The following is a 22374-nucleotide window of genomic DNA, read 5'->3' as shown; positions in this document are numbered from 1 at the left end:
AAAAACATGGTTTCCATATAAAAACGTTCTTCCAAACGGAGGAACGTTTTTGTCAGCAGTTTAGTTAGTTGGATGACGAAAGGGATTAACCTAGTGAAAACATCAGCACTGGGACAACAATAAATAAACCGACAGTCAGCCAGACACTGGTTTGCGGATCCATCTGTTTGTCCAAAAATTCAAATCGTCTTTCAAGTGCCCGGCCAATCGCGCGCACCGCCATCCAGATCAACAGGAAAACGGCAAAGGCCAACAAGCGATTTGATTCCAACAAAGACTCTATTAAACGAAAATAGACTCCAAAAGCTAACAGCATGACCAACAAGCTGAAAAAAGTTGATCTTTTCATCTGTTTCCCCCTTTTAGCGCTGGTTATATCCAACTCCACCCGCTGCCGATTTCAGTCCTCTGTTTAGTGATTTTGATTATTTCCACTAGTATACCAGAAGTTAACAATTCCAAAAAGATTACATAATAATTATATTTCATTTATAAGTACATTCTTATAAGTGTGAAAAAGCGCCTCCCGGCAAGGAGGCGCTTCTGCTTTGTTATTCTTTTTTCTCTAATCGGTAGACGGTCACCGGCGTGCCATCGGTTCCTTCATCAAGGACGAATGACCCGTTCGAATAACGGTCAACCGGTTTCAAGTTGTTGACGGCAAGCGTCAAACGTACGCCTTTTGCCGTTTCAATCAGGATTTCTTCGCCTCTTCCTGAAGTACCGACAACGGCCACTACACGGTGAGGGTTGGCTTTCAGTTCACGCAGCATCACGACGCCGCGCTTCGCCCGTCCGCCAGTTTCAAATTCCTGCAGTTTCATCTTCTTAGCGGCTCCGCGGTTTGTTACCAGAACCAGCTCCTGCTTTTCTTCTGCATCCAGCATAATCGCAGACACCGCGAAGTCGCCGTCTTTCAAATTCACGCCTTTGACGCCCGCTGTCCGGAGTCCGGTGATCGGCACTTCGTCTAACGGGAAACGCACGCCGTACGCTTGGTTCGTGGCGATGAACAGTTCGGTTTCATCGGTCACGAGCCCGGCAAAGATCATTGAATCGCCTTTTTTCAGGTTCATCGTCTTGATCGTGCGGGAATAGCGCTGGACTTGGTAGTCCTGAAGCGCAGATCGTTTGACCATTCCCTGCTTCGAAACGGTCAGGATGCTGGCATCCGCATCGAAGTTTTCAAACGGATAAACCGACAGGATCGATTCGTTCGGCTCCAGCTGTACGATGCTCGACAAATGCTGGCCAAGATCTTTCCATTTGATGTCCGGCAATTCGTTGACGGGCTGGTAAACAAAATTCCCGTTCGACGTAAACAGCAGAATGGTGTTCTGCGTATTCAAATTGCCTTCGTACAACAGATGGTCGCTGTCTTTCATCGCAAAGCCCTGGCCGTTTGAGGCGGCATGCGAACGCGGGCTGGTGCGTTTCACATAGCCTTCTTTCGTCACGGTCACGATGACGTCTTCGCTTGGAATCATCACTTCACGGGTAATCGTGATTTCCTGGATTTTCTCTTCGATGACAGAACGGCGCGGCTCCGCAAACTGCTTACGGACAGCCGACAATTCTTTTTTGATGACGTTTTTCAGCTTTGTGGCACTGGTTAAAATACCCGTCAGTTCATCGATTGTTTTCTTCAAAGAAGCTGCTTCGTTCTGCAGTTCTGTAATGTCGGTATTGGTCAAGCGGTATAGCTGAAGGGAAACAATCGCTTCCGCTTGGGCTTCGGAAAACTCAAACGAAGAAATCAAATTGTTTTTCGCATCCCGCTTGTCTTTCGATGCCCGGATTGTCTTGATCACTTTATCGAGAATCGACAAAGCTTTCATCAAGCCGTCGACGATATGCATGCGGTCTTTCGCTTTTTGCAGATCGTATTCCGAACGCTTCGTTACGATTTCCTTGCGGTGGTCGATATAAGCGTCAAGCATCGACTGCAAGGTCATCATCGTCGGGCGGCGTTTGTAGATGGCGACCATATTGAAGTTATAGCTCACTTGCAGGTCGGTGTTTTTATACAGGTAGTTCAAAATGCCATTGGCATCGACGTCTTTTTTCAGTTCGATGACAATGCGCAGGCCGGTTCTGTCCGACTCATCGCGCACTTCCGAAATGCCTTCTAATTTGCGGTCAAAGCGGTGGTCATCAATTTTCTTGATCATGTTCGCTTTGTTCACTTCAAACGGAATTTCGGTAATGACAATTTGTTCTTTTCCGCCTTTTAACGGCTCGACATCCGCTTTGGAACGGACGACAATTTTGCCGCGTCCGGTTTCATACGCTTTTTTGATGCCGTCGACGCCTTGGATGATGCCGCCGGTCGGGAAATCAGGTCCGTGGATCACGGTCATCAATTCATCGACTGTCGCGTTCGGCTTGTCCATGCGCATCAGCACGGCATCAAGCACTTCGTGCAAAGCATGCGGCGGGATGTCCGTAGCGTAACCGGCAGAAATACCGGTCGATCCGTTTACGAGCAGGTTCGGGAAGCTCGCCGGGAGTACCGTCGGCTCCATATCGGAATCGTCAAAGTTCGGGATGAATTCCACGGTGCGTTTGTCGATATCGCGCAGCAATTCTCCGGCAATTGCCGAAAGCCGTGCTTCGGTGTAACGCATCGCTGCCGGTGAATCGCCGTCCATCGAGCCGTTGTTGCCGTGCATTTCAACGAGCATATGGCGGATTTTCCAATCCTGGCTCAGCCGCACCATCGCTTCGTAAACGGAAGTGTCTCCGTGCGGATGGTAGTTGCCGATAACGTTCCCGACCGTTTTGGCCGATTTCCGGAACGCTTTGTCGTTGGTGTTGCCTTCTTTATACATCGCATACAAAATTCGGCGCTGAACGGGTTTCAGCCCGTCCCGCGCATCCGGCAATGCCCGGTCCTGGATGATGTACTTACTGTAACGCCCAAACCGATCGCCGATGACTTCTTCTAAGGGCAGATCTTGAAAACGTTCGGTTTGTGTCATACAACTTCCTCCTCAGCATGTATCAAATCATTTTCTAAAATATTGGCGTCGTCTTCCATTCCGAAATCGACGTTGTTTTCAATCCACTTGCGGCGCGGTTCTACTTTATCGCCCATCAGTGTCGTAATTCGTCTTTCAGCACGTGCGCCGTCTTCGATCGTCACACGGATCAAGGTCCGGGTTTCAGGATTCATCGTCGTTTCCCATAATTGGTCGGCGTTCATCTCACCGAGCCCTTTATAGCGCTGCAGCATATAGCCTTTGCCGACTTTTTTCGTCGACGCTTCGAGGTCCGCTTCGGTCCAGGCGTAATCGACGACTTCTTTTTTGCCGACGCCTTTGGATACTTTGTAGAGCGGCGGCAAGGCAATAAACACTTTCCCTGCTTCGATCAATGGCTTCATGTAGCGGTAGAAGAACGTCAAGAGCAGCACCTGGATGTGCGCCCCGTCCGTATCGGCATCGGTCATGATGATGATTTTGTTATAGGCGATGTCATCAATCGAGAAATCGCTCGATACCCCGCCGCCAATGGCGTGGATGATCGTCGAAATCTCTTCGTTTTTCATGATTTCTTCCAACTTCGCTTTTTCGGTATTGACGACTTTCCCCCGCAGCGGCAAAATCGCCTGGAACGTACGGTCCCGGCCTTGTTTGGCAGAACCGCCGGCAGAGTCGCCCTCTACCAGGTACAATTCGTTTTTGGATGCATTCCGCGACTGGGCCGGCGTCAATTTGCCGGACAGCAGCACATCCGATTTTTTGCGCTTTTTGCCGTTCCGGGCATCTTCCCGGGCTTTTCGGGCTGCCAGGCGGGCCTGGGAAGCACGGATAGCTTTTCGGACAAGAGACGCACTGAGGTCGGCGTTTTCTTCCAAAAAGTACATCAGTTTCTGGGAAACAATCGCATCGACCGTGCTTCTCGCTTCGCTTGTGCCGAGCTTGCTTTTCGTCTGGCCTTCAAACTGCAAAAGGCCTTCCGGTATCCGGACCGACACGATGGCTGCAAGCCCCTCGCGGATGTCCGAACCTTCCAGGTTTTTGTCTTTGTCTTTCAGCAAATTGATCTTCCGGGCGTAGTCGTTGAAGACACGCGTCATTGCGGCTTTGGCACCGGTTTCGTGTGTCCCGCCGTCACGCGTGCGGACGTTGTTGACGAACGACAGGATCGTTTCGGAATAGCCGTCGTTAAACTGGAACGCAAACTCCACTTCCATGTCATCCTGTTCGCCTTCGATATAAGCAACCGGATGCAAGACGTCTTTTTCCTCGTTCAAATAAGCAGCAAACGCTTCAATGCCCGTCTCAAAAAAGAAAGTTTCTTCGGTTTCGGTGCGTTTGTCGATCAGTTCGATTTTCAGGCCTTTCAGCAAAAACGCCGATTCGCGCAGGCGTTCGCTGAGCGTTTCGTAATTGTATTTGGTGACCGAGAAAATCGATTCGTCCGGCAGGAAATGGATCGTGGTGCCGGTTTCTTTGGTCGATCCGATTTCTTCGAGCGTCGTGACCGCTTTGCCGCCGTTTTCAAAGCGCTGGCGGTATTTTTTGCCGTCCCGGTAAATCGTCACTTCCAGGAATTTCGACAACGCGTTGACAACGGACGCCCCGACTCCGTGGAGGCCTCCGCTCGTTTTATAGCCGCCCTGGCCGAATTTCCCGCCGGCATGAAGCACCGTCAAGATGACTTCAGGCGTCGGTTTTCCGCTTCGGTGCATGCCGGTCGGCATTCCGCGGCCGTAGTCCCGGACGCTGATGCTGTTGTCTTCATGGATCGTGACGGTAATTCTATCTCCAAATCCGGCGAGTGCTTCATCGACAGAGTTATCAACAATTTCATAGACCAAATGGTGAAGCCCTCTGGTGTCGGTCGAGCCAATATACATACCCGGGCGTTTTCTAACGGCATCTAGGCCTTCGAGTACTTGAATCGCTTCTTCGTTGTATGCCGTGTTTTTAGTTTTTGCCATTAAGTTCCCTCCAACAAACATCTGTTCGTACTTTCTTCTCTTTTAATCGTATCGGTAACGCGGCCATCTGTCAATTATCATAGAAAAAAGAGCGCAGGGCGCCCTTCTGCCTAAATCGGTTTTGCTGCCGCTTGGCGAGCCTGCGGAATCATTGAAAATTTCACGCCCGGCTGCCGTTTTTCCTTACTTCAGGATGGCGTGTTCCACTTTGATGCAGCGGTCCATGATCACGGTATAGCCGGCATCCGCCAATTCCTTGAAAACGTCTTCATCTACCACATTCAACTGCGTCCAAAACACAGGGCAATCGATCCCGACAAACTCTTTTGCGAGCTCCGGCAAAAATTCACTGCGTCTGAACACATTGACGATATCGACCGGATGCGGGATGTCAGCGAGCGTCGCATAACTTTTCTCCCCCAGCACTTCGTCGGCAACGGGGTTGACCGGAATGATGCGGTAGCCCGCTTTTTGCATCGCTTCAGATACCATATAAGAAGTCCGGTTCGGATTCGGGCTTAGGCCCACGACTGCGATGGTTTTTGCAGTATCGAGGATTTTCTTGATTTCTTCACGGCTTGGATTGTTCATGAGAATCACCTGTCCTTTTATTCTATCATACCTTATTTGAGGGGGGCAGGTGAACAATCAGAGACATATTGTTCAAAGAACTCGCTTCGTGTTAAACTAAAAACGTAAAGTGAAACGGCATTCCGTGGGCGATCCAGCCCAGCTGGCAGCCGCTCACTTAGGTTTTAATGGCCGCTTTTTAGCTGTTGATGCAGGATAAATAGTATGGTTCAAAGGAGTTCAAAATGAATACATTGCTTCCAGTACTTATAGCTTATTTGCTTGGCTCAATTCCTTCCGCTTTGTGGATCGGAAAAATCTTTTACAACACAGACATCCGGACCAAAGGAAGCGGCAACCTCGGGGCGACCAACACGTTCCGGACCCTAGGCGCCAAAGCGGGGATCGTCGTGACCGTACTGGATATTCTAAAAGGGACGGCGGCCACCTTGATCCCGCTTTATATCGACACCAATATCCACCCGCTGATCTTCGGGGTGATTGCTGTTGTTGGCCACATGTTCCCAGTTTTCGCGAAATTCAAAGGCGGCAAAGCCGTAGCGACTTCCGGCGGAATCCTGCTCGGGTACCAATGGCCGCTTTTCCTGGTGGCGGTGGCGGTTCTGTTGATTACTTTAAAAATCACCAAAATGGTTTCGCTGTCTTCCATCATTTTGGCGGTTGTGGCCGTTATTTACACCACCATCTATGCGATCAATACAGGCGACTACTTGTTCCTGGCAGTCATCATTGTCCTGGCATCGTTCATCATTTACCGCCATCGGGCGAATATTGGCCGGATCAAGGCTGGAACCGAACCGAAAATCAAATGGTAAATTCTACGAAAGGGTGTGCATGGAGTGAAAATCAACATCAGTGAAGATGCATTCAAGTGGTTTCAAGAAGAAATGGAAGTCGCCGCTGGAGAAGCGGTCCGGTTTTACGTCCGCTACGGGGGTTCGAGCAAACTTCAGCCCGGTTTTTCACTCGGTGTGACAAAAGATGTCCCTTCGGAAACCGCAGCTGTGCTTGAACGCGACGGCGTCACTTATTATGTGGAACAGACCGATGTCTGGTATTTTGATGGACACGATCTGCACGTTACCGTAAACGATGAGTTAAAGGAATTGGACTATTCCTACGAAAAAGAAAGTGCCTAACTGAAAAAGATCGACCTGCACTGCTTCGGCAGTGTTTTTTTATCGGCATTATTGACAATTGACCGAAAATAATCTCTCACGGAAAGAAGGAATCGGATATGCGGTTTCGCCAGAAAGAATTCAGTGAGTCGTTAAAGCAGGAAATCCATCGCAAGGAAATGGAACTTACGCGTTACGTGCAAAGCTGGCTCGCTCGCTTTCAAGGCTTGTTCCTGCAGGAATACGAAATGCTCGATGCCGGAATTGAAAAAGTCGGCACCGACCCTTTCCACCCTGGATACAGTTCTTCGCTTGTCGTCAGTATTTGCGATGACCACGGAGAACTCATCGATTTGCATAATATCCCTATTTGGACATGCGAAAGGCTATTTCTTGGCTTGCCTGTAACCCAAAACCTCCCCGGCAGCCGGTTGAGCGGAGACTTGCTCGATGAAAATTTACAGGACATCCAAGAAGAGCTGCAAGCGTACATCGAGGATTTCATCGATTTGTAGTCCTTCTGGTTTTCTCCATAAAAAAACTGCGGACAGCTTGTGCGCTGCCCGCAGTTTTAAAAAGTATTTTCATCGCCTGTTACAAATTGAAGCGCCGCAAATGCTCCGCTTGGCCTTCCGCCGCCAAAATGCGGCGCTGGTGCTCCCCGAACAAATCAAAATGCGGGTACTTGCCCCGCAAATCCATCCACTCACGCTTCAAACCATATTGTTTCCCCCACTGTTCCAATTTATCCAAGTCGCTGCAGCCCACTTTTGTGACCGTTGCACAACCTGGAAAACGCTCGTCGATCCAGTAATGCGTCAAAAATGCGATTTGGCCCGCCTCGACATTCTCTTTCCAGCGATTCAATTCGTCTCGTTTAACTCCGAACGCCATCAGTTGCCTGCTTTTTGATTTCTTCGTATTTCTCGTGCCATTCCGGATAGATTTTCTTCAGTGACACCGGGCGGAACGAATCTTTTTTGACCACCACGTGTTCAGAAGTCGCCGTAGCGGCAATCGTTCCGTCTTCGTGCAAGATCTCATAGCCGTAAGTGGTGCGCAGACGTCCGTGGTCTTCCACCCATGTGCGGACTGTCGCTTTCTGGCCGTAGCGCATCGCCGCTTTGTACTGGATGGAAATATCGGTCACCGGTGACAGATAGCCTTCACTTTCCATCCCGGCATACGTAAAGCCCAGGTCTTCAATCAATTGCGTCCGGCCGATTTCCAGCCAGATAATATAGTTCGCGTGGTAGACCACGCCCATTTGGTCGGTTTCCGCGTAGCGGATTTCAATTTCTTTGTCGCTTATATGCATGTTCTCTTTCACCTCTATGTAAGTATACAGAAAATCGTTCGATAAATAAAAAATAAGGCTGCCCGAGGGCAGCCTTATTTGGGTGTAAGGAATTGACTTACTCAGATTCACACGTCCTGATTCAGGGGACGTCTGATCTTTTTTTACTTCGCAGTTTCCGCTTTTCTTGTCCAGCTGCAGCGTCCAGTCCCTCGAGTCGCTTCGGTCTTACAGCAAATGGCAAAGTTCGCCATTCACGGTAAGCCCTCCAGCGCTTGTCGGGACTAAACGGACGCTTCCGCTTTTCTCTTATGCTTCAACCAGTTTTCTTCTCAATACCATTTGCAGGATACCACCATGGCGGTAGTAGTCTACTTCTACTTCAGAGTCGAAGCGCACAAGTGCGTCGAATTCTGTAACGGTACCGTCTTCAGCAGTTGCTGTTACTTTCAGGACGTCGCGTGGTTTCACGTCGTCAGTCAAGTTGACAGAAATGCTTTCGCGGCCAGTCAAGCCAAGTGAGTCAGCGTTTTGTCCGTTTACAAATTGCAACGGAAGAACACCCATCATCACAAGGTTTGAACGGTGAATACGCTCATAGCTTTCAGCGATGACTGTTTTGATGCCTAGAAGGAATGTACCTTTGGCAGCCCAGTCACGTGAAGAGCCCATGCCGTAGTCTTTGCCGGCAAGAACAACAAGTCCTGTACCGCGTTCTTGGTATTTCATCGCTGCATCGTAGATTGGCAGGATTTCACCAGTTGGCCAGTAGGTTGTGAAACCGCCTGTTGTGCCTGGTGCCACTTGGTTACGGATACGGATGTTTGCGAACGTTCCGCGCATCATCACTTCGTGGTTACCGCGGCGAGATCCGTAAGAGTTGAAGTTACGAGGTTCTACGCCTTTTTCACGCAAGTATTTCCCTGCTGGAGTATCTTTGCCGATGGCGCCAGCTGGTGAAATGTGGTCAGTTGTAATTGAATCCGCGAATTTAGCCACTACGCGCAAGTTATCCAGGGACTGGATCGCTTTTGGCTCAACAGAAAGTCCTTGGAAGAACGGCGGGTTCTGGATATACGTAGACTCTTCGTCAAACGCATAGAGAGAATCGTCATTAGTTTCAATGGCATTCCAAGTTTGGTTTTCGTCAAACACGCGTGCGTATTCTTTGCGGAACAATTCAGGTGTAACGGTGCTCTTCACGACTTCGTTGACTTCTTCCGTCGTCGGCCAGATGTCGCTCAAGAACACATCGTTGCCTTCTTTGTCTTGTCCGATCGGATCGTTTTGAAGATCGATATCAACTGTTCCAGCGAGTGCGTAAGCAACAACCAATGGCGGTGAAGCCAAGTAGTTCGCTTTTACAAGCGGGTGGATACGTCCTTCAAAGTTACGGTTACCGGAAAGTACAGAAGTTACCAACAAGTCGCTGTCTAAAATCGCATCTTCGATTTCAGGAAGCATTGGGCCTGAGTTACCGATACATGTTGTACAGCCGTAACCTACCAAGTTGAAGCGGATTTGCTCCAAGTACTCAAGCAGGCCGCTTTGCTGCAAGTAGCCCGTAACAACTTTTGAACCTGGTGCCAAAGAAGTTTTTACGTAAGCCGGTGGCATTAGGCCTTTTTCTGCTGCTTTTTTCGCAACAAGTCCAGCGCCTAGCATTACGTATGGGTTTGAAGTGTTTGTACATGAAGTGATCGCCGCAATGCCGATCGCGCCAGTCTTCATAACCGCTGTTGAACCGTCTTTGAAGTTCACCGTTGCTGTTTTGTTGATTTCTTCGTTGCTAAGTGCGAAACCGTGCGGGCCTTCAGGAGCCGTTACCGCTTTGTTGAATTCTGTCTTCATTTCAGACAAAGGAATCAAATCCTGCGGACGTTTAGGGCCTGACAAGTTTGGTTCGATTGTTGAAAGATCAAGTTCGATTGTATCTGTGTAAACAGGATCTTTGTCTGCATCGAAGAACATGTCGTTGGCTTGCAAGTAAGCTTTTACAACTTCAATGTGGCTGTCTTCACGGCCAGTCAGGCGAAGGTAATCAAGCGCTTCTTCGTCAACCGGGAAAAATCCGCAAGTAGCGCCGTATTCAGGAGCCATGTTGGCAATTGTTGAACGGTCAGCAAGCGGCAATGTCGTAACACCCGCGCCGTAGAATTCAACGAATTTCCCAACTACCCCTTTTTGGCGGAGCACTTGAGTGATTTTCAGTGCCAAGTCAGTAGCCGTAGCACCATTTGGCAATGCGTTCGTCAATTTAACGCCGATAACTTCCGGAATTGGGAAGAATGAAGGTTGTCCCAGCATGCCCGCTTCCGCTTCGATACCGCCGACGCCCCATCCAAGTACACCAAGGCCGTTGATCATCGTTGTATGAGAATCCGTACCAACTAGTGTATCCGGGTAAGCTTCAAATGTTCCATCTTCGTTTGCGATCGCATGGACAACGCTTGCCAAGTACTCAAGGTTAACTTGGTGAACAATACCGGTTTCCGGTGGAACAGCACGGTAGTTGTCGTATGCTTTTTGAGCCCAGTTTAGGAACTGGTAGCGCTCTGCGTTGCGTTCAAATTCAAGTTTCGTGTTGATTTTCAACGATTCGTTTGAACCGTAGCTGTCTACTTGGACAGAGTGGTCAACAACGAGATCAACCGGTACATCCGGGTTGATTTTGTTCGGGTCTCCACCAAGTTCAGACATAGCTGAACGAAGTGCTGCCAAGTCAACGACAACCGGTACACCCGTGAAATCCTGAAGGATTACGCGTGACGGCTTGAATGGTACTTCCGCATCTTTGTTGGCATTTTTGCCCCATTTTGCTAATTCTTCTACATGCTCGTCTTTGATGACATATCCGTCATGCTGACGCAATACGGATTCCAAAAGTACTTTGATTGAGTAAGGAAGGCGTGATACTTTCGCGATTCCTGCTTCTTCTAAAGCAGCTAAACGATAGTAGTTATACGTTTTGCCATTTAGCTCAAAAGAAGTACGGCTGTTGTGCAAACTGCTTTTTGCCATGATCATGTTCCTCCTTTAAATCTTTGAAAAGGCCGGGTAAGAGTCTTTTCTCCTCCTCCATCATATCGAAAAGAGAAGCATAAGTAAATTACATTAAATTTATACATTGTAATAAGTTTTATGAATTACCCAGTCTTTTCTGATTTGAGTTTGTCCAGAGTCTTTTCCAACTGCTTTAAATGCCGTTTCTCATGAAGTCCGACAAATGGAAACCATTGGATCAACGGGACTTTGCCGAAGACCGGATGGGGCAGCGACTTGTTCTCCAGCTCTTCAATGGTGGTCCCATCGTATACTTGATGCAAGAACGCCGTTGAATCTTCCAGCCGTTTTTTCATATCGGCCAGGGAAATAAATTCTTCGGACGGCACGACGTGTTTCGGTGCGTCCACTTTTATCATGCGGCTGACGGTCAGCTGGATCGGTTTCTTGACCGCTTTCTCGCTTTTTTCGCTCCCCAATTGACGGGCGACATTTTTGGCCACTACCCCTTCCATCAATTGAAGATGGTCCAGGATTTGCATTGGCGACCATTCATCAGCGGAAGGTTTCGTGTTCAGGACTTCGTCCGGCCACCCTTCCACCGCTTGCAAAACTGCCTTCCTGATTTTTGCGTTCTCTTCTTTAAACATGGCAATCCCCCATCTGTGATATGGACTTCTATAGTAGGCATACCCTTATCGGATTTAAATAAAGCTTTCTTTTCGTGTAATTTTTCCTGTTCCTGGCGCATTTAGCCCAAAAAGGCGAAAAACCTGATAAAACCGTTGTTTCACAGGCTTTTACTAAGGGAAAATACGTTCTATTTTTCCGGATTAGTGGTATAATTAAGGATAATTATGGAGGAGGGGTGCTGCTTTATGCCTTATGGTTATGAAAAGTATCGGTTAGAAAATGGCATTAGTCCGAATACGGTTGTCCATGAAGTGCAATTGATCCGCTCGCTGTTCGCTTATTTGCGAAAAACATATAAGAAACAAGTGGAACCCCATGAAATTCGTCCAATTGATATTCAAAAGTTTCTGCAGGAAGAATACGCGACCGGCATCAAGGACAGCACCTTGAACCGGAAACTGATTTATATTCGGCAATGGTTTGATTATATGTGGAGAATCGGCCGGATTCCGGTGGATTTTATGCCGAAATTCAAATTCAATCAAAAACTGGATTTGCGGCCATCCGACATCCACGTCAATTACGAAGTGCTTTTGGAAAAGAAGGCGTCGGTACTCGATTCCGACCAATTATCGCTGACGGCAAAAATTCTTTTTCTCCTCTATATGCGCGGGCTTCGCCTGCGTGACATGGCAGCCATCGAAGTGGAAGACTTTGTCGACCGCGGCGATGTGCTCGAGCTGACGGTTGAAAAGAAAGACGGTTATGTAGTTCATATCGAATTTACGGAAAAGGAAATCCCCGTGATGCTGGACGGCATTGAACGGGCGGTTTTCCGCAATACGCCTTACCTCTTGTCGTCCAAAGTGAAAGACGAATACACCATGTTCAAAATGGGATCGCTGTCCGATTATACCGAATCGCTGTCTGCGTTTCTTGGCACACCGATTCGTTCCGGGGACATCCGTTTTGCTTATGTCCATCATTTATACGCGGTTGAACACAAAAATTTGGAGGAAATCCAGGAAATCATGGGTGTCTCGCTCGACTCGGCTTCCCGTATGCTGAAGGATTCCCTGACCCGCTTGAAACGGGATTAACTCATCCCATTAAAATAACCTGCTCCCCGTTTATATGCGGGAGCAGGTTATTTTAATGGCTGTTTCACATGAACACCTCAAAATCGATGGCAAAATTGATAATGAGCAAAGTATGGAGAACCACAAACCAGAAAGCCTGACGGTTCAGTTTCTCAGTGTTTTCATATACCATATTCTCATCTCCTTTTAAGGAGTATACAGAAAATTCTTTTTATTGGCAAGAATGAATATTGCTTTTTTAAAAAGCCCATTTGTGATTAGATTAAGAGGATAAAAGATTAGGAGGCAAACAGATGAAAAAAGCGTTATTGGTAGTGGATTATACAGTCGATTTCGTGGCGGATGACGGGGCCTTGACCTGCGGAAAGCCCGGCCAGGCCATTGAAGAAAAGATTTGCTCATTGACGGAGGAATTTGTACAAGCTGGAGACTACGTCGTTTTTCCAGTTGATCTCCACGAGGTCAACAACGACTTCCACCCCGAATCCAAACTCTTCCCGGATCACAATATCCGGGGCACAGCCGGCAGAAATTTATATGGCCGTCTTTCAGAAGTGTATGAACAGCATCAAGACCGCATTGTCTGGCTGGACAAAACCCGCTACAGTGCGTTTGCAGGAACCAACCTGGAAATCCTGCTGCGCGAAAGAGCCATCGAAGAAATTCACATTGTGGGCGTCTGCACCGACATTTGCGTATTGCATACGGCTGTCGAAGCTTATAACAAAGGATTCAATATTGTGATTCACCAAGACGCGGTTGCAAGCTTTAACCCGGTTGGCCATGAATGGGCGCTCGGCCATTTCCAAAACACGCTTGGCGCCGAAGTGCGCTGAAAAAGAAGCAGGCGATTGGACTGCTCCTACAGACTTTATTGAGGTTTCCACTGCATGAAACCTTCTTTCTTACTGCTACGGAGGACATGAAAAAACAGGTTTTCAAAAATTTTTTTTCAACTCTATGTTTCAAAAGTCATGATTAAGGTTATATCTAGAGTGTAGCACTTATTCATTACTAAAAAAGGAGTTGGACAGAATGAGTTTCTTATTATTCTTGATTATGGGCGGTATCATCGGTTGGCTAGCAGGTCTAATCCTTGGTAAAGACATCCCAGGCGGCATTATTGGTAACATTATCGCAGGTATCGTTGGTGCTTGGCTAGGTAGCTTGCTACTAGGCGATTGGGGTCCAGAAATTTGGGGCGTTTATCTAATCCCTGCATTGATTGGTGCTTTGGTATTAGTATTTATCTTAAGCCTAATTCTTGGATCTATGCGTAAAGGCAGAACAAGAAGAACTTAATAAGCCAATAAAAAAAGAGATCCCGTTATGGGGTCTCTTTTTTATTGGTCCGGAAACTGCTCTTCGTATAAATGGTAATAATGCAAAACATCTTTTACGTATTGGTCGCTGTGGTTATACTGGAAAATGGCTTGCTCAAGTTTCCCATCAGCTGCCCCGTTCTTCGACAAGTAATTTGCCGCACTGTAAAGTGCATCCGCCAGATTATAAGGATCGGCTACTCCGTCACCGTCCCCGTCAAGCCCATACCCGCCATATTTTGCAATAACGGCCGGATCGGTCTTTTCTTTTTCAGGAATTTCCCCTTGACCTTTTCCGGAGCATGTCGGATGGGTCCACCCGACAAACGTGCACGGCATAAACTGAAGATGCCCTTCTGCCCCGACCGGCGAAAGCAAAGGATCCATCGTCGAAAACTTCGTTTCAATGCGGTGGTGCGCGGCAAGCAATGTCCAGGGGATGCCGAATGCATCCGCAGCCTCTTGATAAAGCGGAATGTTTTCTTCAGGCAATTCGATTTCAAATAATTGTTGTGGCGCTTCTTTTAATGTATTCGCGACTGACATTGGATTAACTATATAAAAAACCACGACAAACAGTGTGGTCAGCACAATAACAGCTGGAAACAGGATAATTAAAAACCACAATTTCAAACGGATGCTCCGCTTGAGTTTTCTTTTTTTCTTCATTCTTCCCACACCTAAATGTCCATTTTCCCCAGTTTACCACAGTTTATCCTACTTATCTGCATCCATCTTTCGCTTAAAAAAGTACGACTTCGAATCGTTTTGGTAGAATAATATTGAAAACCATTCACCCTAACTCTATACTGAAGTTTAGGAGGTGATCATGTGTGGGAGGACTTTAAGAAATTTGCTTTAAAAGGAAATGTATTGGACTTGGCAATTGCAGTCGTTATCGGAGCTGCATTCGGGAAAATCGTTTCCTCATTGGTAGAAGACATCATCATGCCGGCAGTCGGAATCTTGCTCGGCGGTTTTAGCGTTGAAGACTGGACTTATACATTTCAAGGGGCAGAATTACGGTACGGACTGTTTGCACAATCCGTCATCGACTTTTTCATCGTTGCCTTCTCTATTTTCTTAGTTATTCGCATTTTTACGAAATTGAAACGCAAAAAAGATGTGCCTGCTGAAGCGGAGCCTGAAGTGCTGGATAAAAAAGAAGAACTGCTGCTAGAAATTCGGGATTTATTGGCAAAAGAAAAAACCGGTCTATGACCGGTTTTTATTTTTGGATCAATTCGTTTAAGTCGCCTGCAATCTCGTCTACCGGCACATCCGTATAGCCATCGTAGTTATTGGCGACGGCCCCTTCTGCATCCATCAAATAAAACGAAGTGCCATGGACCACCTGGTCGCTGTTCGGATCGTCTTTGACCAGCGCCTTGAAATTGTCAACGGCAAAGTCTGCGATTTCTTCTTGGCTGTACCCGGTCAACAAATGCCATTTGGATTCATCGGGCACAGAAAAATTGCCCAAGTACGCTTGCATTTTTTCCGGTGTATCTTCTTCAGGATCGACACTGAACGCTACAATTTTATAATCTTCGATGCCTTCTTCCACCAGTTTTTCCTGAATGCCGGCCATGTTAAACGTCATCGGCGGGCAGACCGTCTCACAATTGGTGAAGACAAAAGTGGCAAGCCATGGCTTCCCTTTTAAGCTATCCAGGGAAACTTGCTCCCCTCTATGATCGGTATAGGAAAAATCCTCAATTGATTGATTGCCGCAGGCTGAAAGAATCAGGATCAGCCCCATCAGGAGGGCAATTCGCAGATGTCTCATGATGCATTCCTCCATTCATCCATAACCTTAATCATAGCGAATGCCCCTGGCCAATTCAACTGAACCTCTCTGCTCTTTGTCACAAATCTGTGAAGTCAGGAAAGCTTTAATGTCACCAGTGCATCGTGTATCGCCACTAGCTTCGCTTCCACCCGGTGCATCAAGTAAAAAGATACAAAAATCGGGAAGCCCACTTCCTGGATCAACCGCATCCACTCATCCATTTTTCCACCTCGCTTCTATTCAAAAAGGCTCCCCCGAATCAGGAGAGCCCACTTGTTAAACTTCGTAATCGACGACGTTGCGTTCCACGATGCGGGCGCCTTTGGCGGCAGCAAAACGTGAACCTTCCACTTCAAAAATATTTTGTGCAATGATCGTCTGCATGCCCGCCTGAAGTTCAAGCGAAGTGACGTTCTCGCGCGGATCCTCTACCGACAGCGTGACTTCTTTGCCCGCAGTTGTAGCAAAGATCAATTCCAATGTTTTTGCCATTCGTTAATCCCCCTTTGTCATTATGCGTAAATGTTGAGTCCGGACTGTTTTTCCAGGAACATCAGCTCTTTCGTGCCAAAGCCTGTCAATACGATGGCGACGGCGTGGATGGCGTCAGCCGCAGCTGTTTCCGTTACGTTGTGGTACGCTTTTACTTTTTTCTTTGTCTTTCCTTTGTCGTCCAACCCGTTGTCGTATGTGCACCGGATGCTTGCACTTTTAAATTCGCTTGCTGCCATGTCGATCACCTCCTTTCATTCGCTATATAGACACAAATCAAAAAAAGAGATACCTTTTGGATGAATTTTTACGAAAATCCTTCTATAATAGATGAAGGTAAGAATAAACGAGGTGAACAAAGTGGCACTTGAAGGCTGGTTTTTATGGTTTATCCTGTTCTGGGTCGTGGTATTGGTCGGCTTGTTTGCAATCGGCGGCTATTTCATGTTCCGGAAGTTTTTAAAGTCGATGCCCAAAAAAGACGGCTTATCGGATTTGAACTGGGAAGAGTATTACGTGGATAAAACCATCCACTTGTGGGGTACGGAAGAAAAAGCAATGCTGAACGAATTGGTGCAGCCGGTTCCAGACTTGTTCCGCCCTGTGGCTAAGCAAAAAATCGCTGGCAGAATCGGCCAGATCTTGTTGGAAGAAAAAGTGAAGAAAATGAAGCTTGAACATATTATCCGAGGATATATCATTGCGACGCCAAAACGCGACCATAAATTCCTCCGGAAAAAGCTGGCGGAAATGAAAATCGACATTTCGCCGTACGAGCAATATTTCGAGAAATAACAAACGCCATTCCTTTTGAGGGAATGGCGTTTTTCTTGCTCTCTGCGCTATATTACAACAGATTTGATTTTAAAAAAGCGCAGCCCTCAATTAGGGACTGCGCTTTCCAGTTTTCCCTGCAATTTTTTATACTGCAGGTACATGGCAAGACGCCATGGAACAATCATGCCAAAGGCCAGAATCCAGAACATGCCGCCCAGTTCCCCGATATCAATCGTAGAACTTAGCACGACTTTGCCGACCACACGGATCAGCAATAAGCCAATCAGGATAAAAACAAAGGCTTTTGATTGTTTTAAATAGATATCGCCGTCGCGGATTTCAAACTTGGATGACCAAATCAGCACCGTGGAAAACAATACGCCGACGAGCAATGCTTCTCCTATTTGGATAGGTGCGACTCGGAAAAAAGGAAATACGAACATCAAAGCTCCCGTAGACATAAATAAAGGAGGCAAAATGATTTTTTTCGCCGAAGCCGGTTTTTTGGCAGATTTGCTGCGGACGATCATTGCCATAATCCCCATACCCAGCGCGCCGACAGTGGTCACCACCAGCATAATCCAAGGAGGAACCATTTCCAGAAACTCAAACATGTCGGTCAACTCCGAAGCTCCGTATTTTTAGGCCATTTTCTTCTATTATAAATCTAGTACTCATGCTTCCACCTGCTTCATCATTAGAATCCTTGGAAATCGCCGAAAACCGGGCTCAAAATACGGATTAGGTACGTCATGCCATCAAAGAACAGAAGCACACCGACAGCAATCATGACATAGCCGCCAACGGTCATAATCTTTTGGCTGTTGCGGCGCAGCCATCCTGTCTGGGCCACAAAGAATGACAAGACGAAGAACGGAATCGCAAAGCCGAGAATATAAGCTACCATATACCAGATGCCGGACCCCGGGTTCGTTGCAGCAAGCGCGTAAATGGCTGCTGTAATCGGTCCGGTACACGGCGTCCACCCCGCGGCAAAAGCCAATCCGATAACGAATGTTCCAAGGAAGCCGGACGGACGGTTTTTAAACGACACTTTCCGATCTTGCATCAAGAACTTCGGCGTAAAAACACCGACAATCATCAAGCCGAACAAGACAATGAAAATGGCCCCGACTTGGCGGATCAGTTCATCATACCGGACAAACCATTCGTAAAAGAAAGAAGTGCTGAATCCGAGGGCAATAAAAATGGTTGAAAATCCTAACAGGAAAAATAAGGTATGGTACATGCCGCGTTTGCGCATGACCTTTTTGTCGTTTTTGAGCTCATCTATCGACATCCCGGTTATATACGATAAAAATGCCGGATACAACGGCAGCGTACAGGGCGAAATAAAACTCAAAAATCCCGCACCAAATGCGAGAAACAAATTGATATCACTGGCCACAATTGTCACCCTTTCACTATGCTCTCCCTATCTTACCAAATTTGTCTTTACATGACCGCCTCTTTGCCTGTGACATCTTTGTGGACAATGAAAAAAGGAAGAATCACCTGACAAAAATAGAAAGGATGCCCTAGGAAAATTTCGACTACGGGCCGCGCCTATTTGCTGGTTCTTTTATTTTTTATCATCATATCATTTTCCCTCTGTTTTTCCTTTTTTATTGCTGGATTTTCTCTTCTTGTTTCTTGTTTTGAACTTTTTTCATTTTTCCTTATGTAGCTTTCTACATGTATTAGGGATTAACGCCTTTTATTCTGAAATTAAAAAAGAACGGCCGCAGCCGTCCCCTTCTTTTATTCCACAATGCCGTTTTGAAGCAGGTACATTTTATGATACAGTCCGCGTTTCGCCAGCAATTCCTGATGGGTGCCGCGTTCGACAATTTCCCCGTGGTGCAACACCAAAATCAGTTCCGCATCCTGGATCGTGCTGAGGCGGTGCGCAATCGCGATTGTCGTCCGCCCTTGCCGCATCCGCTCAAGCCCGACCTGGATTGCCACTTCCGTCTCTGTATCGATGTTGGCTGTCGCTTCGTCGAGCACCAGTATTTTGGGATCGGTGGCCATTGTACGGGCAAATGCGACGAGCTGCCGTTGCCCGCTTGAAAAGGTGGATCCGCGTTCCGTCACCTGCTGCTGATAGCCTTTCGGCAATTCGTTGATAAAACGGTCGGCTTGCACAAACTGCGCTGCAGCCTGGACTGTCTGATCCGGCATGCTGTGGTCATGCAAGCGGATATTGCTGTCGATTGTGCCATAAAACAGGAACGGATCCTGCAGCACGAGCCCCATTTTGCTGCGCAGCTCTTTTGCCGGGTATTCTTTCACCGACTGCCCATCAATCAGGATATCGCCTCGTTCAAACTCGTAAAACCGCATCAGCAAATTGATGATGGAACTTTTTCCGCTTCCTGTATGGCCGACAAGCGCCACGGTTTCTCCCGGCATTGCCGTGAAACTGATGTTTTTCAATACATCGCCTTTGCCGTCATACGAAAAGCTGACATTGCGGAATTCGATTTTCCCGTCCACAATCTCGCCGCCTGCCCCGGCTTGCGCCGGCGCCAAGTCGTCTTCATCGAGCAATTCAAAAACGCGGGATGCCGAAACAATCGCCTGCTGGAAAATCGACAGCCGCTCCATGACCTGGTTGACCGGTTCGAAAAAGCGGTTGATGTACGCCACAAAAGCGTACAGGACCCCAACTTCTACCGTATTTGTAAATGATGTCACACCAAAATAGCTGAGCAAAAGGATCAGTGCCAACGCATACACCAGGTCAATCGCCGGATGCAGCAGCAAGCCGTCCAATTTGATGTTGCGCTTGCCCGCCTGCCAATGTTTTTCGTTGATGTTATTGAATTCATCCTGCAGCCGCGCTTCCTGGCCGAATGCCTGGACCATGCCCATTCCCTGCAGCGATTCAGACAATTTGGCATTCAGCTGCCCGAGCCGCTCGCGAAGATCCTGGTAGAATTCCGAACTGTATTTGCGGTACAAGTACATGATCCATACAAGTATTGGCAGCACCAATAGCGTGATAAGGGCGAGCCGGACATTCAGGAAGAACATCGCAATATAAACGCCGACGATCAAAAAAATGCTTTGCACAAATCCGATCAGCACGCTGACGAACATTTCCTTGATGGCTTCGGTGTCATTGGTGACGCGTGACACCATGCTGCCGGCAGGAGTCCGGTCGAAATAGCGCATGCCCAGATTTTGGACTTTCGTGAAGACATCGATGCGCAGCTGCTGAATGATTTTCAATGCCGCTTCCTGGAATTTCAGCAGCTGGAAATAGCTGATGACGACATTGGAAACCTGGATGAAAAAGTAGCCCAACGCGAGCCCGGCAACCGGGCCCGTTGGAAACGAGCCGGGCGTCAAGTAATCGTCGATAAACGTCTTGATCAGCACCGGCCCGAGCACATCGCCAATGACGGTCAGCACCAAGAGGAACATGGCGACGGCCAGCATCCTCTTATGCGGCGCCAAGTACTTCAATAAGCGTTTGAAGACGAGCCACTGGTCTTTGCCGGTCAATTCTTTCGGTTTTTCCATTACGCCTCGCCTCCCTGTTCGACGAGCGCTTCCAATTGCTGCAGCTCATACATTTCGTAATAACGCCCTTTTTTCTTCATCAATTGGTCATGGGTCCCGATTTCAGCGACTGTGCCTTCATGCATGACAATGATCTGATGCGCATGCTGAATCGCGCTCAAACGGTGGGAGGTGATGATTGTCGTTGCGCCGGTCCGTGTTTTTTTCAAAGAAGAAAGAATCGCTTCTTCCGTTTTGGCATCAACCGCTGACAAGGAATCGTCCAAGATCAGCAGTTCCGGCCGCATCATCAAGGCACGGGCAATGGAAATCCGCTGTTTCTGCCCGCCTGACAGCGACACCCCGCGCTCTCCGACAACCGTGCTGTAGCCTTCCGTAAAATTCAGGATATCCTGATGGATATGGGCAAGCTTTGCCGCTTCGTGCACTTCTTCCATGGCGGCATCCGGCCGGGCAAAAGCGATGTTGCCGGCTATTGTTGTGGAAAACAGGAAATGGTCCTGCGGCACATAGCCGATCGCTTTTCGCAGCTGCTGTTTTTTATAGTCGTTGACCGAAATGCCGCCAAACGTGATGTCGCCGTCGTAATGGTCGAATTCACGCAGCAGCAGGCGCAAAATTGCCGATTTTCCGGAACCGGTCTTTCCGACGATGCCAAGCGTCTCTCCGCGGCGCAAGGTGAAATAAACATCCCGGAGCGCCGCCCGGTCGTCGCCGGTGAATTGGAATTGTTCAAGCGAAAAGACGATATCGCCTTGCGGGCGCACGTCAACGGCGTCTTCCCGGTCATCGATATCGACCGGTTCTGCAAGCAAACGGCGGATCCGGTCATAGGAAGCCCGTCCGCGTTCGACGATATTGAAAAGCCAGCCGAAAGCAAGCATCGGCCAAACCAACAAGCCAAGATAAGTCGTGAAAGCCACCATGTCGCCGATGGTCATTTCGCCGTTCATGACAAAATATGTACCAAATCCGAGCGCCAGGAAATAACAGACGCCGATAATCGCCGAAATGGTCGGATCGAACAGCGAATCGACGCGGGCCACCCTGATGTTTTCATCGACTACACGGTCCGACAATCTTTTGAAGTCGTCAATGTCCTGCTTCTCCTGCCCGAATGTTTTGATGACTTTCATGCCGGAAATGCTTTCCTGCGTCTTGTCATTGAGGCTTGAAAAGGCTTCCTGCGCCCCGTGGAAGCGTTCGTGCAGCAGCTTGCCGTAATAATTGGTCATATACGCCATCAGCGGCATCGGCAGCAGCACAATCAACGTCAATTTCCAGCTGACGGTAAGGGCCATCGCCGCAATGACAAAGCCGCCCGTCGCAATCGAATCGACCAGCGTCAAAACGCCGATGCCGGCTGTCTGCTGCACCGCCTGCAAATCGTTTGTGGCATGCGCCATCAAATCCCCGACCCGCCGCTTCTGGTAAAACGCCGGCGACATCCGGGTGAAATGGGTGAACAGCCGCTCACGCAAATTCTGTGCCAGCAGGATCGATGAACCGAAGATCATCAAACGCCAGGCGTAGCGGAGCGCATACATCAAAAGCGCCGAGGCGCCGAGTATCCCCAGCCATTTCACCAAAAAAGCGGGCGTCAATGTGCCCCGTCCGATTTCGTCCACGACAAACCCGATAATGCGCGGCGGCAGCACTCCGAGAAATGCCACAAACAAAAGCAGGATGACTCCGGTTATGTATTGCTTTTTTCTTTCTTTGAAAAACCAGCCCAACTCCCAAAAAACGCGCATCTTCTTTTCCCCTTGC

The 22374-nt window shown here is 48.2% G+C and carries 25 protein-coding genes; 8 read left to right on the top strand and 17 right to left on the bottom strand.

Going from position 1 to position 22374, the window contains the following annotated elements; translation table 11 throughout:
- Nucleotides 1-85 precede the first annotated feature (85 nt).
- From BLQ32_RS17320 to BLQ32_RS17305, 4 genes are all read right to left on the bottom strand, one after another.
- Complete coding sequence (locus BLQ32_RS17320; protein WP_074511445.1) at nt 86-349, bottom strand: hypothetical protein; 264 nt, start codon at nt 347-349, stop codon at nt 86-88.
- A gap of 202 nt (nt 350-551) precedes the next feature.
- Nucleotides 552-2981, bottom strand: a complete 2430-nt coding sequence (gene parC, locus BLQ32_RS17315; RefSeq protein WP_074511444.1) for a DNA topoisomerase IV subunit A — start codon at nt 2979-2981, stop codon at nt 552-554.
- Complete coding sequence (gene parE, locus BLQ32_RS17310; protein WP_074511442.1) at nt 2978-4948, bottom strand: DNA topoisomerase IV subunit B; 1971 nt, start codon at nt 4946-4948, stop codon at nt 2978-2980. Before parE ends, parC begins: the two co-directional genes overlap by 4 nt.
- Nucleotides 4949-5131: 183 nt before the next feature.
- Nucleotides 5132-5539 (bottom strand): CoA-binding protein, encoded by a 408-nt coding sequence (locus tag BLQ32_RS17305; RefSeq protein WP_082304890.1) that lies wholly within the window; start codon nt 5537-5539, stop codon nt 5132-5134.
- Between the two features lie 224 nt (nt 5540-5763).
- Between BLQ32_RS17305 and plsY the strand changes: the two genes are divergently transcribed.
- The 3 genes from plsY (at nt 5764) to BLQ32_RS17290 (ending at nt 7172) form a co-directional block, all read left to right on the top strand.
- A complete protein-coding gene (plsY, locus tag BLQ32_RS17300; protein ID WP_074511441.1) occupies nt 5764-6354 on the top strand; it encodes a glycerol-3-phosphate 1-O-acyltransferase PlsY in 591 nt (196 codons plus the stop codon).
- A gap of 24 nt (nt 6355-6378) precedes the next feature.
- The gene (locus tag BLQ32_RS17295; RefSeq protein ID WP_036809117.1) at nt 6379-6678 is read left to right on the top strand and encodes a HesB/YadR/YfhF family protein; all 300 of its coding nucleotides are present in this window, start codon (nt 6379-6381) and stop codon (nt 6676-6678) included.
- A 98-nt stretch (nt 6679-6776) separates the two neighbouring features.
- Nucleotides 6777-7172, top strand: coding sequence for a hypothetical protein (locus BLQ32_RS17290; protein WP_074511440.1), 396 nt, complete (start codon nt 6777-6779; stop codon nt 7170-7172).
- A gap of 79 nt (nt 7173-7251) precedes the next feature.
- Here the strand turns inward: BLQ32_RS17290 and BLQ32_RS17285 are convergent, their stop codons facing one another.
- The 4 genes from BLQ32_RS17285 to BLQ32_RS17270 all read right to left on the bottom strand — a co-directional run bounded on the left by BLQ32_RS17285 (nt 7252) and on the right by BLQ32_RS17270 (nt 11607).
- Nucleotides 7252-7551: a hypothetical protein gene (locus BLQ32_RS17285; protein ID WP_036809124.1), complete on the bottom strand. Its 300-nt coding sequence runs from the start codon at nt 7549-7551 to the stop codon at nt 7252-7254.
- On the bottom strand, nt 7535-7975 hold the full coding sequence (locus BLQ32_RS17280; protein ID WP_036809127.1) for an acyl-CoA thioesterase: 441 nt from the start codon (nt 7973-7975) through the stop codon (nt 7535-7537). The genes BLQ32_RS17285 and BLQ32_RS17280 overlap by 17 nt, the downstream gene beginning before the upstream one ends.
- A gap of 288 nt (nt 7976-8263) precedes the next feature.
- Nucleotides 8264-10975 (bottom strand): aconitate hydratase AcnA, encoded by a 2712-nt coding sequence (gene acnA, locus BLQ32_RS17275; protein WP_036809130.1) that lies wholly within the window; start codon nt 10973-10975, stop codon nt 8264-8266.
- Between the two features lie 125 nt (nt 10976-11100).
- Nucleotides 11101-11607 (bottom strand): DinB family protein, encoded by a 507-nt coding sequence (locus BLQ32_RS17270; RefSeq protein ID WP_053166997.1) that lies wholly within the window; start codon nt 11605-11607, stop codon nt 11101-11103.
- Between the two features lie 228 nt (nt 11608-11835).
- Here BLQ32_RS17270 and BLQ32_RS17265 point away from each other — a divergent pair, with 228 nt between their 5' ends.
- The 3 genes from BLQ32_RS17265 to BLQ32_RS17255 all read left to right on the top strand — a co-directional run bounded on the left by BLQ32_RS17265 (nt 11836) and on the right by BLQ32_RS17255 (nt 13992).
- The gene (locus BLQ32_RS17265; protein ID WP_074511438.1) at nt 11836-12690 is read left to right on the top strand and encodes a site-specific integrase; all 855 of its coding nucleotides are present in this window, start codon (nt 11836-11838) and stop codon (nt 12688-12690) included.
- A gap of 293 nt (nt 12691-12983) precedes the next feature.
- Nucleotides 12984-13526, top strand: coding sequence for a cysteine hydrolase family protein (locus BLQ32_RS17260; RefSeq protein WP_074511437.1), 543 nt, complete (start codon nt 12984-12986; stop codon nt 13524-13526).
- Nucleotides 13527-13725: 199 nt separating this feature from the next.
- On the top strand, nt 13726-13992 hold the full coding sequence (locus BLQ32_RS17255; protein WP_074511436.1) for a GlsB/YeaQ/YmgE family stress response membrane protein: 267 nt from the start codon (nt 13726-13728) through the stop codon (nt 13990-13992).
- Between the two features lie 41 nt (nt 13993-14033).
- Here the strand turns inward: BLQ32_RS17255 and BLQ32_RS17250 are convergent, their stop codons facing one another.
- Entirely contained in the window at nt 14034-14681 is a 648-nt protein-coding gene (locus BLQ32_RS17250; RefSeq protein WP_074511434.1) for a lytic transglycosylase domain-containing protein, read from the bottom strand.
- A 162-nt stretch (nt 14682-14843) separates the two neighbouring features.
- Between BLQ32_RS17250 and mscL the strand changes: the two genes are divergently transcribed.
- Nucleotides 14844-15233 (top strand): large conductance mechanosensitive channel protein MscL, encoded by a 390-nt coding sequence (gene mscL, locus BLQ32_RS17245; RefSeq protein WP_074511433.1) that lies wholly within the window; start codon nt 14844-14846, stop codon nt 15231-15233.
- Between the two features lie 7 nt (nt 15234-15240).
- Here the strand turns inward: mscL and BLQ32_RS17240 are convergent, their stop codons facing one another.
- The 4 genes from BLQ32_RS17240 to BLQ32_RS17225 form a co-directional block, all read right to left on the bottom strand.
- Nucleotides 15241-15801, bottom strand: a complete 561-nt coding sequence (locus BLQ32_RS17240; RefSeq protein ID WP_074511432.1) for an SCO family protein — start codon at nt 15799-15801, stop codon at nt 15241-15243.
- A 95-nt stretch (nt 15802-15896) separates the two neighbouring features.
- Nucleotides 15897-16025 (bottom strand): YvrJ family protein, encoded by a 129-nt coding sequence (locus tag BLQ32_RS17235; protein WP_074511431.1) that lies wholly within the window; start codon nt 16023-16025, stop codon nt 15897-15899.
- 55 nt (nt 16026-16080) lie between these two features.
- Nucleotides 16081-16296 (bottom strand): DUF2922 domain-containing protein, encoded by a 216-nt coding sequence (locus BLQ32_RS17230; RefSeq protein WP_036809155.1) that lies wholly within the window; start codon nt 16294-16296, stop codon nt 16081-16083.
- A gap of 20 nt (nt 16297-16316) precedes the next feature.
- A complete protein-coding gene (locus tag BLQ32_RS17225; protein WP_036809158.1) occupies nt 16317-16535 on the bottom strand; it encodes a DUF1659 domain-containing protein in 219 nt (72 codons plus the stop codon).
- A gap of 121 nt (nt 16536-16656) precedes the next feature.
- Between BLQ32_RS17225 and BLQ32_RS17220 the strand changes: the two genes are divergently transcribed.
- Nucleotides 16657-17091 (top strand): DUF2621 family protein, encoded by a 435-nt coding sequence (locus BLQ32_RS17220; RefSeq protein WP_074511469.1) that lies wholly within the window; start codon nt 16657-16659, stop codon nt 17089-17091.
- Nucleotides 17092-17177: 86 nt separating this feature from the next.
- Here BLQ32_RS17220 and BLQ32_RS17215 read toward each other — a convergent pair whose 3' ends face one another.
- The 4 genes from BLQ32_RS17215 to BLQ32_RS17200 form a co-directional block, all read right to left on the bottom strand.
- Nucleotides 17178-17687 (bottom strand): CcdC family protein, encoded by a 510-nt coding sequence (locus BLQ32_RS17215; RefSeq protein WP_083335392.1) that lies wholly within the window; start codon nt 17685-17687, stop codon nt 17178-17180.
- An 83-nt stretch (nt 17688-17770) separates the two neighbouring features.
- Nucleotides 17771-18481, bottom strand: a complete 711-nt coding sequence (locus tag BLQ32_RS17210) for a cytochrome c biogenesis CcdA family protein (RefSeq protein WP_036809163.1) — start codon at nt 18479-18481, stop codon at nt 17771-17773.
- Nucleotides 18482-18834: 353 nt separating this feature from the next.
- A complete protein-coding gene (locus tag BLQ32_RS17205) occupies nt 18835-20604 on the bottom strand; it encodes an ABC transporter ATP-binding protein (protein ID WP_074511429.1) in 1770 nt (589 codons plus the stop codon).
- Nucleotides 20604-22358, bottom strand: coding sequence for an ABC transporter ATP-binding protein (locus tag BLQ32_RS17200; protein WP_074511427.1), 1755 nt, complete (start codon nt 22356-22358; stop codon nt 20604-20606). The genes BLQ32_RS17205 and BLQ32_RS17200 overlap by 1 nt, the downstream gene beginning before the upstream one ends.
- Between the last annotated feature and the right edge of the window lie 16 nt (nt 22359-22374).

Origin of the sequence: Planococcus glaciei (genome assembly GCF_900099655.1) — a bacterium.
Classification (GTDB): domain Bacteria; phylum Bacillota; class Bacilli; order Bacillales_A; family Planococcaceae; genus Planococcus; species Planococcus glaciei.
This window is presented reverse-complemented; position numbering and strand designations above follow the sequence as displayed.